Source organism: Streptomyces sp. NPDC054786 (genome assembly GCF_053611685.1).
The window spans coordinates 32,451-44,714 of record NZ_JBSHAW010000039.1; the positions used below are offsets into that span (position 1 = coordinate 32,451).

Consider the following 12,264-nt stretch of genomic DNA (forward strand, 5'->3'; position numbering starts at 1 on the left):
CATACGTGCTTGTTCTTTCATGCGCATCCGGACGATGAGGCGCTGCTGACCGCCGGCACCATGGCGCGCCTGGCCGGTCAGGGACACCGTGTGGTGCTGGTGCTGGCCACGGCGGGCGAGCGCGGCCTGGCCTCGAAGGCCCTGCAGGACCGCGGCCTGGGCGAGGTACGCCGCGACGAGGCGCACGCCTCCGCCCGGATTCTGGGCTGCTCCCGGGTCGCCTTCCTCGGCTACGCCGATTCCGGGCACACGCCGGCCCCGGCCCCTGCCCGCGGCGGCGCGGAGCCGTTCGCCTCGGCGGATGTCGGCGAGGCGGCCGCCCGTCTGGCCGCACTGCTCACCGAGGAGCGCGCCGACCTGCTGACCGTCTACGACCCGGCCGGCGGCTACGGGCACCCCGATCACGTACAGGTCCACCGTGTCGGCTACCGCGCCGCCCAACTGGCGGGCACCCCGGTGGTGCTGGAGGCCACCGTCGACCGGACGCTCCTGCTGCGCGGACTGCGCGCGGCCTCCTGGTTCTACCGCTTCCCGCCGCAGTTCGACCGGGACGCCTTCCGGCAGGCGTACGGCGCACGCGGCGAGATCACTCACCGGGTACCGGTCAAACGGCACTGGAGGGCCAAGCGCGCCAGCCTGTCCGCGCACCTCAGCCAGGCCCGGGGCGGCGACTCCGAACGCACCCTGGCAGCCCTGGGCCGCCTGCCCGGACCGGCCTTCCGCCAGGTGATGGGGACCGAGTGGTTCATCCAGCGCGGGCTCCCCGCAGGGCCCGTCCTCCGCGATCCGCTGGCCACGCTGCCCGGCCGCGGCGTGACGGCAGCGGGCCGATGACACCGCTCACCGTGCGTCTGCCGAAGTCCGCCCTGCGGCTGCTGGGCCTGCTCTCCTCCGCCGCCGGCCTCGTCCTGCTGGCCCTGGCCGTACCGAAGGCGGCGGGAACGGACTGGGCCGCCGTCCGCACCCACCTCGGGCACATCAGCGGCCCGCAGGTGGCCCTGCTGTGCGCCCTGGCAGCTGCCGCGCTGTGGAGCTACACCTACGTACTCAGCGCCGCCCTCCCCGGCCTGACCCTGCGTCAGGCGCTGCTGGTGAACTGCACCAGCAGCGCCGTCAGCAATCTGCTGCCGCTCGGCGGCGGTGCGGGGGTCGCGGTCACCTATGCCATGACGCGTCGCTGGGGGCATCCGCCGCGGGCCGTGGCCGTGTGCGTCGCGCTCACCGGGGTGTGCAACGTGGCCGCACGGCTGGTCCTGTCGGCGGTGGGCGCCCTGCTGCTGGCGGGGACCCCCGTTCCCGGCATCGGCTGGGCGGCGGCCGCGGGCGGCGTGGTCCTCGCCGTGCCCGTGGCGCTCGCGGCCGGGTGGCCGGCCCTGCGCCACCGCCGCCGGACGCCCGGAACGCACCGGCGGGCGGCGCCGGCCGGGGCGCCGCGGCGGATCGCCCTGCGGGCCCGGCAGCTCGCGGTACGGCTGCGCGACGAGAGCCGGGACCTCGTGCGCCGCTCCTGGGCACGGTTGGTGTGCGGCATGGGCGCCACCCTGGCGGCACAGGGCGCGCTGTTCCTGGCCTGTCTGCAGGCGGCGGGCTCGCGCACCGGAACGGGGGAGGCGCTGGCGGTGTTCGCGGCCAGCCGGCTGCTGACCCAGATCGCGGTCACCCCCGGCGGTATCGGCGTCACCGAGTGCGCCGCCGCCGTCGCACTGGTCGCCCTCGGCGGCGACCCCGCTGCCGTGGCTTCGGCGATGCTGCTGTTCGCCACGTTCACCCATCTGCTGGAGATTCCGCTCGGCGCGCTCACCGGCGCGCTTTGGCTGCTGCGCGCGGGACGACGGCGTCCCGCACCCGCACCGGCCGCTCCCTAGGCGCCCACCGCACCACCGCCGCCAGTGCCACCGCTCCCCCGACGGCGGCCGCGAGCCCGCTCGACCAGGTGGGCCCCTGCCCCGAGGGCATCACCACCAGCGTCAGCCCCACCATCGCCGCCTTGGCGCCGCCCCGCCCCAGCCGTCGCCAGGACACCGCCGCCAGCGGCACCACCGCCCACAGCACGTACCACGGCTGCGCCACCGGAGCGGCCGCCACCAGCGCCAGCAGCGCCGCCCCCGTCGCCCGCTCGGCGCCGGCGTGCGGGGCGTACCGCACCCAGTAGCCCACCGCCCCCAGGCCCACCAGCAGCCCGGTCAGCCGCGCGGCCGTCATCGCGCCGGCCGCCGTGCCCCACCCCAGCCCCCCGGCGAGCCACCCCAGCAGATGACCCGCGTCCGTGCTCAGGGACAGCAAGGTGTGCACCTCGGCCGGCGTACGGATGGTCCACAGCCACCCCCAGCCCTGGCCGCACGCGGCCACCCCCGCCACCAGTGCGGCGGCGGCCGCCCCGGCGACCCCCGCCGCCCTCCGCACCCGCCGCCACGCCCCGTCCCGCCCCGCCACGGACACCGCTGCCGCGCACAACAGGGCCACCCCGGCGGGAGCCTTCACCAGCACCGCCGCGGTCAGGGCGACGGCCCCCACGGCCCAGCGCCCCCGGCGGAAGGCCAGCAACCCGGCCGTCATCAACCCCAGTATCAGCGCTTCGTTGTGTGCCCCGCCGACCAGATGCAGCAGCACCAACGGGTTGAGCGCACCGGCCCACAGCGCGCCGGCCGCACCGGAGCCCGACGTCGTCGCCAGCCACCGCAGGGCCCACGCCATGAGTCCCAGACCGGCCACCGCCACCAACCGCAGCCCCAGGGCCGCGGCCACCACATGATGTTCCCCGGTGACCGCCACCACGGCCCGCGCCGCGGCGACGGACAACGGCCCGTACGGGGCCGGGGCGTCGTGCCACATCCCGGGCACGTTCGCCGCCAGCGGGCCGCCCAGCGCCGCCGGGCCCAGCGCATACACATCGCGTCCGCGGCCCGCCAGCGCGCCCTGGGCGAGATAGCTGTAGGCGTCGCTGCTGCCCAGCAACGGGCCCGGCACCAGCGGCAGCGCCCAGCACCACAGCGCCGTCCGCAGCTCCCGCCACCCGACCGCCGTCCCGTCCGCGACGCGCGTGCCCAGCCGCCACCACGCGGTGATCAGCAGCACCAGCCCGGCGTACGACACGGCGACGCCCACGCACAGCAGCGGCTCGCCGTGCCGCCCCCACAGCCCGTCCGGAACTCCCCGCGGCAGCGCACCGGATCCCCATCCGCCGACCCCCAGCAGCACGGACCCCAGCGTGCCGAGGAGCACCTCTCCCCGGACGGTGACCCCTGCCGCGCTCATCCGGCCAACCTAGACGCGGGACCGGGCCGCACCCCGCACGCAAAGGGACATGTCGCCCGTCCGCGCTACGCCGGGCCGCCGGGCAACGCCGTGCCCGGCACCGCAGCGGCCCCGGCTCCGTCGGCGCAGTACGTGTCCCGCTGCGGGCGCCGGCCCGTCGTCAGGAAGGCGGTGACCAGGCGGTTGCCGCAGGCGTTGCCGTTGCCCAGGTAGGCGCCGTGGCCCCCGTGCCCGAGGGTGACCAGGCGGGCCCGGCCGCCGAGGGCCTGACGCATCTTCAGGGCACCGGAGTACGGGGTCGAAGGGTCCCGGCGGTTCTGGACCAGCAGGATGTTGGACGGGCCCTCGGCGGTGATCCGCACGGGCCGGTCCGCCGGCTCGTCCTTCCAGAAGGCGCAGGGGACGGCGTTCGCCGGCATCCCGGCCGTGAGCGGATGCCGGGCGCGGTCGGCGGCCACCGCGCGCCGGTAGCCGGGGACCGACGCAGGCCAGCGCACGTCGTTGCAGACGGTGGCCACCACGGCCGCCGCGTCCGCGTCCGGCAGCGGCCCGGCGAGGGCGTCGGGCAGCACCGGCCGTGCGGCCGGGTCCTGGGCCTGCCGGACGAGCCGGGCGAGCGGGGGGAAGAGGCCGTCGCTGTACAGGGCGTTCTGCAGCGCCTGGCGCAGCAGGTTGCCGGTCAGCGGGACGCCCTTCGTGCCGGACTCCTTCGGTGCGCGGTCCAGCCGCGCCGCCAGCGCGAGGAACAACGGCCGGACGTCCTGGGGTCGTTCGGCCAGCCGCAGCCCCTCGTCCTCCCGGGCCGGGTCCGCCGCCCAGGCCGCGAAGTCGGGGAACCGGTCGTCCGCGCCCGCCGCCATGTTCGCCAGCCACCCCCGCTCCACCCGCGACGGGTCGGGATCGCCGTTGCTGTCCAGCACCCAGCGGTCGGTGTGCTGCGGGTACTTCTGCGCGTACACCGCCCCGACGTACGTCCCGTACGAGCTCCCCCAGGCCGACAGTTTCTCCTCGCCCAGGGCGCGGCGGAGGCGGTCGATGTCGCGCACCTCGTTCGCGGTGGACATGCTGCGCAGCACGGCACCGCCATGGCGGTGGCACGCCTCGGCGATCCGCCGGGACCGGGCGATGTTCTCCGTGATGCCGCCGTCCGGACCGGGCCAGGACCGCAGGGTCACCAGATGCCGGTCGTCCGGATCGAGCGCACAGCTCGCCGTCGAACTGCCGCCGGTGCCCCGCGGATCGAAGGTGACGAGGTCGTAGGCCCCGGCCATCTCCTTGCCCAGCGCCGGCCCCTTCGCCACCAGCCGCGGCACCCCGGGTTCGCCGGGCCCGCCGGGGATCATCAGCAGCGTGCCCCGCCGTGCCCCGGGCCGGTCGCTGCGCACCCGGGACACGGCGAGGGTGAGCTGCGGGCCGTCCGGGTCGCGGTAGTCGAGCGGTACGGGCAGCTCGGCGCACTCCTGTCCGGCGAGGCCGGGCTCGGCGCACGGCCCCCAGGCGAGGGCGGGTCCTGTGGTGCCGGGGGCCTGGGCACGGGCCGGCGGGGAGACGGCGGCGAGGGTGCCGGCGACGGCCACGGCGGAGAGCGTGAGCAGCAGGGTGCGGTGGGTGTAAGTCGTCATGGGACAAGGGTTGTTGAGCGGAGAGGCGCCGCCCATCCGGCTGCCGGGACACCCCGTGGTGGGGTTTTCCCCCGAGGGCGCGCCCTCGGCCGGGCCCCGCCCGGTGCCGCTCCGGAGCGGCCCGGCTCACTCCCCGACGGCGATCAGTGCCAGCGTGATGTTGTCGGGGCCGCCCGCCTCGATGGCGGACTTCCACAGTTCGAAGGCGGCCCGGCCGCCGCTGTGGAGTCGCAGCAGTTCGTCGAGGGCGTCCTCCGGGACGGGGTCGGTCAGCCCGTCGGTGCACATCAGGTAGCGGTCGCCCACGGAGAGCGGCGCGGCCGTGAGGTGCGGGGTGACGGCGCTGAACTCCGGGGCGCCGCCGAGCGCCTGGGTGACGAGCGAGGTGGTGCGCCGCCCCGGCGACAGCGGGGGGCTGTCGTCCACGCTCACCTGGCGCAGGGCGTCGCCGGTGGCATCGAACACCCGGCTGTCACCGACGTTGAAGACCAGCACGGACTTCTCCCGTACGACCGCACCGGCGACCGTGGTGCCCATGGTGAACAGCTCCGGGTCCCGCTCGGCGGCCGCGTACACCGCGCGGTTGCAGAGGTCCAGGGCGTCACCGGCCGCGTCATCGCTGTCCAGGGAAGGGCCGAGCGCGGCCAGCTCCCGGACGACCAGTGCGCTGGCCACCTCCCCGGCCGGCTGCCCGCCGATGCCGTCGGCGACCGCGACGACCAGCGGGGTGCCGAGCGGGAACACCAGGGTCTGCGGGTTCTCGGTCACGGTGCCGCAGAGCGTCCAGGGGCCGGCCACCAGGCTGTCCTCGTTGTGCTCGCGGATCAGCCCGGTGTGGCTCAGGGCGGTCACGGTGAGGTACGGCATGGACGTGGTCCCGGTCCGGTGCTCCGCTGCGGCAGCCCCGTCGTCCCCCGTGGCATGCCGTACCTCCATTGTGGCCGCCGGACGGCCCCGCGCGCCCGTCGGGCCGGACGACGGCGTCGGGCCCGGCCGGTCAGCCGGTCTCCCTGCCGCTCAGGGTGTTGCGCTGCATCAGCCGGGAGATGTCCTTCCCGGTGACGATCCCCACCAGCAGCCCCGCGTCCACGACGAGGAGGCGCGCGCCGGTACGCAGGCTGATCTTGTCGAGCGCATCGCTCAGCAGATCGTCCGGAGCGGCGACCGCGCACTGGGACAGCGGGGTCGCCGCGTCGCGTACCCGCACCGTCTCCCGGTTCGGACCGGGCACCGCAGCGAGCCGGCGGATCTGCACGATGCCGCTGGGGCGGCCGTCGAAGTCGAGCAGCGGCAGCGCGGAGTGACGGGAGTGCACGACCACCTCATCGATGAAGCGCCGGACGGTCAGCCAGTCGGCGCCGGTCGCCACCGGGCTGGTCATGGCCTCGGCGACCCGTACCCCCCGCAGCGCGGTGTGGAGGGCGGCCCGGCGCCGCTCCGCCCCGGCGACGATCATGACGAAGAGGCCGATGAAGACGATCCACAGCCCGCCCGGTGCCCCGCGGAGCACGGAGATCCAGCCGGCGGCCACCAGGAGCAGCCCCATGATCTGGCCGCCCCGGGACGCCGCCAGATCCGCCCGGTCCCGGTCCCCGGTGCGCCACCACAGCACCGCCTGCACCACCCGCCCGCCGTCCAGCGGCACGGCGGGCAGCAGATTGAACACGCCCAGGAACAGGTTCGCCCAGCCCAGCCACGCCAGGACGACGGAGGGCACCGCCCAGCCGGACAGCCCGTGCAGCCCGAACCCGGCCCCGAGCGCGACACCGCCGACGACCAGGCTGGTGAGCGGCCCGCTGACGGCCACCGCGAAGGCCGCCGCTGCGGACTGCGGCCGCCCCATCCGGGTCGTACCGCCCAGCGCCCACAGCGTCACGTCCTGGACCGAGATCTTCTTCCGCAAGGCGGTCGCGGCATGTGCCGTCTCGTGCAGCAACAGGCTGCCCATGAGCAGCACGGCCCCGATGACACCGGCGAGGGCGTAGACGGCATCCGAGCGGCCCGGCGTCCAGACGGGAAGGCCCTGATGGCCGAGTCCGTACGCGAACAGGCCCACCAGCAGCGGCACGCTCCAGTGCATGCGCAGCGGCACCCCGACCACCTGTCCGACACGGACCGAGCCGTTCATCGTCGTCTCCAGCCGGCCCGGCGCCCGGTCCCTCCGAGCAGGCCTTGGCGACCTGCACTCCGTGGACCGGCCGATCCGGCGCCCACCACAATTGTCGCTCGCGGAACCTGCGCGGGCGGTACGAGAGGACTGCTGGTCGTACGGGTGGCACGCTGGTCGTACGGACGGATTGCCGGAGGTGCGTCATGGGACAGAGCCACCACTTCCACCTGGACCAAGGTGATCACTCGATCACCGTGAACGTCGGACCCGGCCGGGCCGGGAAGATCGAACTGCTGGTCGACGGCAAGGTGGTCGCGTACCGGAAGGAGCACGGCCCCGGCATGAATGTGCTGACCGGCGAACTCCCCGAAGAGCCCGCCCACCCCTTCCGGATCCTCCTGCGCCAGCCGCACCTGGTCCCCTCCATGCCCCGCTGCACGCTGGAGCTGGACGGCGTGGAGCAGCCCATGCCGGAGCGGCTGGTGCTGTGAGCGCCGGTGAGCTGCCCGTCGGATGACGGCAAGCTCCCGGTGGCACGACCGGAGGCGGACCGGCCCCCGGTGACGCGGCGTGACCGGGCGGTGCGCGCCGGCCTGCCCGCGGACCCGTGGGTCCGTCCCTGCAGCGGAAAGCGCCCGAGGTTTTGGGCCACCCGGCTGATTGTGGCCGACGAGCGTTTCGCTTCCCGCGGGTTGAACGACGATGCGGACCGACAACGGCAGCACGATACGTCTGGCATCAGAAGGACGAAGCGGCGAGGAGCGACGTGAGAAGAATTGTGCAGACGGGAAGTGTCGTCGGGGCGTGCGGGCTGGTGCTGTTCGGCGGCGGGCTGGCCCGTGCGCAGACCATTCCGGGCGATTCCCTGCTCTCCGCCGCGGTGGGCGCCGATGTAGGCACCGTGGCCGGCATGGTCTCCGGGGTGATCTGCAACAACCGCCTCGCCGACTTCAACTACAAGTCGCCGGTGGTCAAGTCGCCGCACCCCTGCATCAACGGGCCCGTCCACAGCGGCAACAGCCTGAACAGCGGAAACTTCCTCAACCACGGAAACCCGAACAACAGCGGCAACATCGCCAACACGAACGGGTCCACCAACAGCGCCAACTCCGCCTCGGGCGATTCGGTCGCCAGCAGCAACAACATCCAGCGCATCCTCGGAGGCCTCTTCCACTGACACGGATGTGAACTCCTGAGAAGGCCGGGACCCCGGCCTCTTCACGAGTCGTCCCCCGATCGCCCGGCGAACTCCGCCGGGCGATCGCCGTTTCCGGCCCCGGCCCCCGAGCGCCCCGGCCGCCCCGGCCGCCGGACATGCCTCCGGCCCCGGAGCGAGCCCGGGGCCGGAGGGGTCGGATCAGCGTCGGGTCACAGCTTCTGCTTGTCGTGGCGACCGACGTTCTGCAGGTGGTTGCGGGTCCTCGACTCGACGCCGTGCGTCTCGTTGTGCGAGTTGGTGTTTCCGTTGATGTTGGTCGGGCTCCCGCTGTCGTTGTTGTTGCCCCGCATGTAGACGTTCTGCGAGTTCCTGAGGTTTCCGCTGTTCAGCGGTCCGTTGATGCAGAACTGGGTCCGGCGCGGGCAGCGGATTCCGGTGCGGATCTCGGCGATGGTGTCGCTGTCCCACACGCTGTCACCGCCCCCGCGCCACGGCCCGCCCCACGCCTGGGCGGGCGACGCCCCACCGACGGCCAGGAGCAGGCCGCAGGCTCCTGCGATCACATAATTGATGCGTGCGTTGTTCTTCACTGTGTGCTCCTGCACCTCGCGGTTTGGTACCCCGCGGTCTTGCTACCGGGCCTTCCCCCATCCGCCAAGCCTGAGCAACGGCCCGTCCCGCTCATTCACTCTGAACGATCAGTGGATTCACCGTGACGGCCCTCCCCGCGACCCCGGCAGCGGGCTTCGCCGGCGGGGTGCGGCTGCCGCATCCGGCACGGCCCGGGCGCCGGCCTCACCCCCGCAGCCGCAGCCGCTGGCCCGGGTAGATGTGGTCCGGTCCCTGGTCGAGCGTGTGTTTGTTCAGTGCGTACAGGGCCTTGGCGCCGCCCGGGGCGTGGGTGCGTTCGGCGATGACGGAGAGACAGTCCCCGGGATGGACGACATAGCTGCGGGCCGTGGTGCCGGTGGTCGGGGTGTGGGCGCGCGGGGCCGCGGCCTGGGCGGCCGAGGGGGCCTGCCGGGCGGCGGGGGCGGAGCCTTCGTCGGAGTCGCCCGTGGAGCTGCCGCTGGAGCCGCCGGCGCCGCTCGTGGCCGCACGGGCGCAGTTGGGCCACGCGGACAGTCCACGGTCCCGGACGATGCGCCTGCCGATGGTGATCTGCTCGGCGCGGCTGGCGAGGTCGGCACGCGGGGCATAGCGGCGGCCGCCGTAGGCGCGCCAGGTGGCGAGGTCGATCTGCAGACCTCCGTGGTAGCCGTTGCCGGTGTTGATGTGCCAGCGGCCGTTGCTCTCGCAGGCGGCGATGCGCTCCCAGTCGGGCCTCGGCGAGCCGGAGAACGGGCCGGCCGCCGCGGCGCTCGGGCCGGCGAGGGCGGCCAGGCCCACCACGCCCAGGAGGACCAGCAGCGCGGACAGCAGCGTTTCGACGGACCGTTTGGCGAGGGGCGACGGCATCACGGGAATCCTCCGCTGTGCTCCGGCTACGCCGTGACGGAGTACTCGCCACGACCGGTGGGCACGCACCAACTAACCCGGCAATATGGTTTTCGGCATGCCTGGGGAGCGCGACATGCGCGTGTTTCACCCGGGTGGGTGCAGAGCGCGAGGTCCCCGCGTCTCGTGGCCTCTTGACCCCGCGGCCGTGCGATTGCGCCGCTATTCCTGTGCCGTCGCCCTACGTCAAGGTCCGAATTCAAGCCAGCCAAAGCAATTTCGGCCCGGTGCGCTTGCCGCCGTCCATGTGGGAACGGGCATTTACGTGACCGAATAGGCGAAAGACGGGGTGAGAGAGAGGGGTTCCGGGGTGGCGACGGCGAACTCGTAGCAGGGGGAGAGGGAGAAGTTCCTTACGAAGACCGGGACTTCGACGCCATGAGGTCCGGGGACGGTGACCGTGCCGCGGTCGGCGGGGAAACCGGCCTCGATGCGTTCGGGCGCGATGGACAGGCCGCGGCCGACGGCCTGCAGGGCGGCGTCCTTGCGGACCCAGAAACGGGTGATGAGGCGTTCCCGCTCGGCGGCCGGGCGGCCGGCCGCGGTGCGTGACTCATGGGCCGTCAGCACCTCGTACGGGGCGTGCGGCGGGGAGGTTCCGGGCCGGACGGATTCCACCGAGAAGCCCATCTGGCCGGCGTCGTCGCCGCACGCCACGATCAGCAGGCCGCGGGTTCCGTACAGCTCCCAGTGGGTGGCGGTGGCCATCGCGGCGCCCACCCGGTCGGGAAGCCGGGCCAGCAGCCAGCTGCGGGACGCACCGTCGAGGGTGGCCCGGGAGTGGCCGTTGAGGCCCAGGCAGATGTCGGGGGACAGCCCCGTTCCCGAACCGCGGGAAGGGGTGGATCCTATGGGGACGACGAATATCGGAACGGGTGTGGACGAGAAGTCCGGGTGATCGTGAGCAGCTGCGGATGCGGCTGCGAGTGGTGCCGGGTGCGCCTGGCCGGGCTGGTGCCGGTGATGATGAACGCCCAGGTCAAGGGGATCCGGACAGAGTTCGAGAAGAGCGGCGTTCGTTTCCACGTACTTTCCGTCCTCCGCAGTTGAGCGGTGCCAAGGCCGTCCTGGATGAGTGACGGCCCGTCATTCAGTGAGGTCTCTCCCCCTTTTTCGCCTACATCGATCGATACAGACAGCCCAAGGTTTGCAGATCCTCCGGAACCTTCGAGTCATCCCTCTTGCTGATGTACGGCTACATACTTCGATGTACTGGAGACCGACCCAAATTCGGGCGCCAGGGCCAGGAGAACGGGCAATGCACCGAAGTACTGTCCTCATGTGTGGTTACGTCTTTTCACAAGTACGCACGCGCGCCGCCGCCCCATACCGCTCCGTGACCTCAGACTGGCAGTGGGTTTCTTTGCCGGCTGTCTGATCCTGTATGTCGTGGGCGGCCCACAGGTGATGGGGGGCGATATCCCCGTTTGGCAGGCCGTCCTGCCGGTCCTCGTGCTGTGTGCCGCGACTGCCCTGCGCAGTGCCCTGCCGCCGGTCGCGGTCGCCGTCGGCACCCTCACCGTCACCGTGGAGACCACGTCCAGCGGTGGCCTGGGCCCCGTCCTCATCTATACGGATCTGCTCTATGCGGCCGCCCTGTACGGAGCGCCCTGGCTGTGCCGGCTGCTGCAGTTCGGGACCGTCGCGGCCACCCTCGCCACCACCGTGGCCCTGGTCCTCACCGGCGACCGTTCGGAGGGGGTGACGACCGGTGTCATCGTCGCGCTGCTGCTCATCTCCCCCGTATGGACCGGGGTGTTGATACGGAACCACAAGGAGCGGGCGGATGCCGAACGGCACCGTGCCGCGCAGATCAACCGGCTGGCGGAGCTGGACCGCAAGACCGTGCTGCAGACCGAGCGCACCCGTATGGCGCGGGAGCTGCACGATCTGGTGGCCAACCACCTCAGCGCCATCGCCATCCACTCCAGCGCCGTGCTCTCCCTGACCGAGACGAAGGAGGAGAAGAACGGCGTCGCCGAGGAGGATCCGGTGCTGCGGGCGCTCGCGGTGATCCGCGAGAACAGTGTGCAGGGGCTGGCCGAAATGCGGCGGATGGTGGTGCTGTTGCGGTCCGACCGGGGGGTGGACGACGACTGGGACCGGCCCCAGTTGAACGCGCTGGGGGCACTGGTCGAACAGGCCCGGCCCGCCGCCGACGCGGCGGCGCTGACCCTGCACACCGAGTTCCCCGAGAGCTTCCCCGACGTGTCGTCGGTGATCGAGGTGACGGCGTACCGCATCGTGCAGGAGGCGCTGACCAATGTCCTCAAGCATGCCTCGGCGGGGCGGGTGCGGATCCGCTGTGAGGCCGGCGCCGAGCAGCTGACCATCTCGGTCGACAGCCCGCTGACCCGGCCCGACGGCCGGGCCCGGCAGCGCCCCGTGGAGCAGCTGACCACCGGAGCGGGCGCCGGGCTCGCCGGGATGTCCGAGCGGGCCGCGCTGGTCGGCGGCATCTTCGACGCGGGACCCGACCGCACCGCCCCCGGACGCTGGCGGGTGCGGGCCGTGCTCCCGCTGACCCAGAACTCCTAGGACCGTCCCGGACGTCGCGGGCCCGCGCTCATCCGACAACACACGGGGGTGACGAGAAAGGTGGAGCAGCCAGTGGAGGAACT

At 73.2% G+C, this 12,264-nt stretch carries 12 protein-coding genes; 5 read left to right on the top strand and 7 right to left on the bottom strand.

Annotation, left to right across the window (positions count from 1 at the left end):
* The first annotated feature begins 9 nt into the window (after positions 1 to 9).
* Together ACWGI6_RS28905 and ACWGI6_RS28910 are read left to right on the top strand one after the other, a co-directional pair.
* On the top strand, positions 10 to 834 hold the full coding sequence (locus ACWGI6_RS28905; protein WP_453270234.1) for a PIG-L deacetylase family protein: 825 nt from the start codon (positions 10 to 12) through the stop codon (positions 832 to 834).
* Positions 831 to 1,865, top strand: a complete 1,035-nt coding sequence (locus tag ACWGI6_RS28910; RefSeq protein WP_453270235.1) for a lysylphosphatidylglycerol synthase transmembrane domain-containing protein — start codon at positions 831 to 833, stop codon at positions 1,863 to 1,865. The genes ACWGI6_RS28905 and ACWGI6_RS28910 overlap by 4 nt, the downstream gene beginning before the upstream one ends.
* On the opposite strand, the gene mptB is transcribed toward ACWGI6_RS28910, so the two are convergent.
* The 4 genes from mptB to ACWGI6_RS28930 all read right to left on the bottom strand — a co-directional run bounded on the left by mptB (position 1,798) and on the right by ACWGI6_RS28930 (position 7,005).
* Entirely contained in the window at positions 1,798 to 3,255 is a 1,458-nt protein-coding gene (gene mptB / locus ACWGI6_RS28915; RefSeq protein WP_453270236.1) for a polyprenol phosphomannose-dependent alpha 1,6 mannosyltransferase MptB, read from the bottom strand. The two genes, ACWGI6_RS28910 and mptB, sit on opposite strands and share 68 nt — an antisense overlap.
* A 65-nt stretch (positions 3,256 to 3,320) precedes the next feature.
* Positions 3,321 to 4,877 carry an alpha/beta hydrolase gene (locus ACWGI6_RS28920; protein ID WP_453270237.1) on the bottom strand — a complete coding sequence of 519 codons (1,557 nt, stop codon included), beginning with the start codon at positions 4,875 to 4,877 and terminating at the stop codon, positions 3,321 to 3,323.
* 126 nt (positions 4,878 to 5,003) lie between these two features.
* On the bottom strand, positions 5,004 to 5,744 hold the full coding sequence (locus ACWGI6_RS28925; protein WP_453270238.1) for a PP2C family protein-serine/threonine phosphatase: 741 nt from the start codon (positions 5,742 to 5,744) through the stop codon (positions 5,004 to 5,006).
* Between the two features lie 130 nt (positions 5,745 to 5,874).
* A complete protein-coding gene (locus tag ACWGI6_RS28930; RefSeq protein ID WP_453270239.1) occupies positions 5,875 to 7,005 on the bottom strand; it encodes a site-2 protease family protein in 1,131 nt (376 codons plus the stop codon).
* A 185-nt stretch (positions 7,006 to 7,190) separates the two neighbouring features.
* Between ACWGI6_RS28930 and ACWGI6_RS28935 the strand changes: the two genes are divergently transcribed.
* Both ACWGI6_RS28935 and ACWGI6_RS28940 read left to right on the top strand, forming a co-directional pair.
* Positions 7,191 to 7,478 carry a hypothetical protein gene (locus ACWGI6_RS28935; RefSeq protein ID WP_453270240.1) on the top strand — a complete coding sequence of 96 codons (288 nt, stop codon included), beginning with the start codon at positions 7,191 to 7,193 and terminating at the stop codon, positions 7,476 to 7,478.
* A gap of 287 nt (positions 7,479 to 7,765) precedes the next feature.
* Complete coding sequence (locus ACWGI6_RS28940; RefSeq protein WP_393908475.1) at positions 7,766 to 8,164, top strand: hypothetical protein; 399 nt, start codon at positions 7,766 to 7,768, stop codon at positions 8,162 to 8,164.
* Positions 8,165 to 8,355: 191 nt separating this feature from the next.
* Here ACWGI6_RS28940 and ACWGI6_RS28945 read toward each other — a convergent pair whose 3' ends face one another.
* The 3 genes from ACWGI6_RS28945 to ACWGI6_RS28955 all read right to left on the bottom strand — a co-directional run bounded on the left by ACWGI6_RS28945 (position 8,356) and on the right by ACWGI6_RS28955 (position 10,669).
* Positions 8,356 to 8,736 (bottom strand): hypothetical protein, encoded by a 381-nt coding sequence (locus ACWGI6_RS28945; RefSeq protein ID WP_393908385.1) that lies wholly within the window; start codon positions 8,734 to 8,736, stop codon positions 8,356 to 8,358.
* A 205-nt stretch (positions 8,737 to 8,941) separates the two neighbouring features.
* Positions 8,942 to 9,604: a transglycosylase family protein gene (locus tag ACWGI6_RS28950; RefSeq protein ID WP_453270241.1), complete on the bottom strand. Its 663-nt coding sequence runs from the start codon at positions 9,602 to 9,604 to the stop codon at positions 8,942 to 8,944.
* A gap of 300 nt (positions 9,605 to 9,904) precedes the next feature.
* Positions 9,905 to 10,669 carry a hypothetical protein gene (locus tag ACWGI6_RS28955; RefSeq protein WP_453270242.1) on the bottom strand — a complete coding sequence of 255 codons (765 nt, stop codon included), beginning with the start codon at positions 10,667 to 10,669 and terminating at the stop codon, positions 9,905 to 9,907.
* A gap of 363 nt (positions 10,670 to 11,032) precedes the next feature.
* On the opposite strand from ACWGI6_RS28955, the gene ACWGI6_RS28960 reads away from it, so the two are divergent.
* Complete coding sequence (locus tag ACWGI6_RS28960) at positions 11,033 to 12,181, top strand: sensor histidine kinase (RefSeq protein ID WP_453270243.1); 1,149 nt, start codon at positions 11,033 to 11,035, stop codon at positions 12,179 to 12,181.
* The last annotated feature ends 83 nt before the right edge of the window (positions 12,182 to 12,264 follow it).

Bases quoted from the DNA above. Each gene is read 5' to 3' on its own strand.
- ACWGI6_RS28910 (WP_453270235.1), top strand. From the start codon at position 831: ATGACACCGCTCACCGTGCGTCTGCCGAAGTCCGCCCTGCGGCTGCTG.
- mptB (WP_453270236.1), bottom strand. From the start codon at position 3,255: ATGAGCGCGGCAGGGGTCACCGTCCGGGGAGAGGTGCTCCTCGGCACG.
- ACWGI6_RS28920 (WP_453270237.1), bottom strand. From the start codon at position 4,877: ATGACGACTTACACCCACCGCACCCTGCTGCTCACGCTCTCCGCCGTG.
- ACWGI6_RS28925 (WP_453270238.1), bottom strand. From the start codon at position 5,744: ATGCCGTACCTCACCGTGACCGCCCTGAGCCACACCGGGCTGATCCGC.
- ACWGI6_RS28930 (WP_453270239.1), bottom strand. From the start codon at position 7,005: ATGAACGGCTCGGTCCGTGTCGGACAGGTGGTCGGGGTGCCGCTGCGC.
- ACWGI6_RS28935 (WP_453270240.1), top strand. From the start codon at position 7,191: ATGGGACAGAGCCACCACTTCCACCTGGACCAAGGTGATCACTCGATC.
- ACWGI6_RS28950 (WP_453270241.1), bottom strand. From the start codon at position 9,604: ATGCCGTCGCCCCTCGCCAAACGGTCCGTCGAAACGCTGCTGTCCGCG.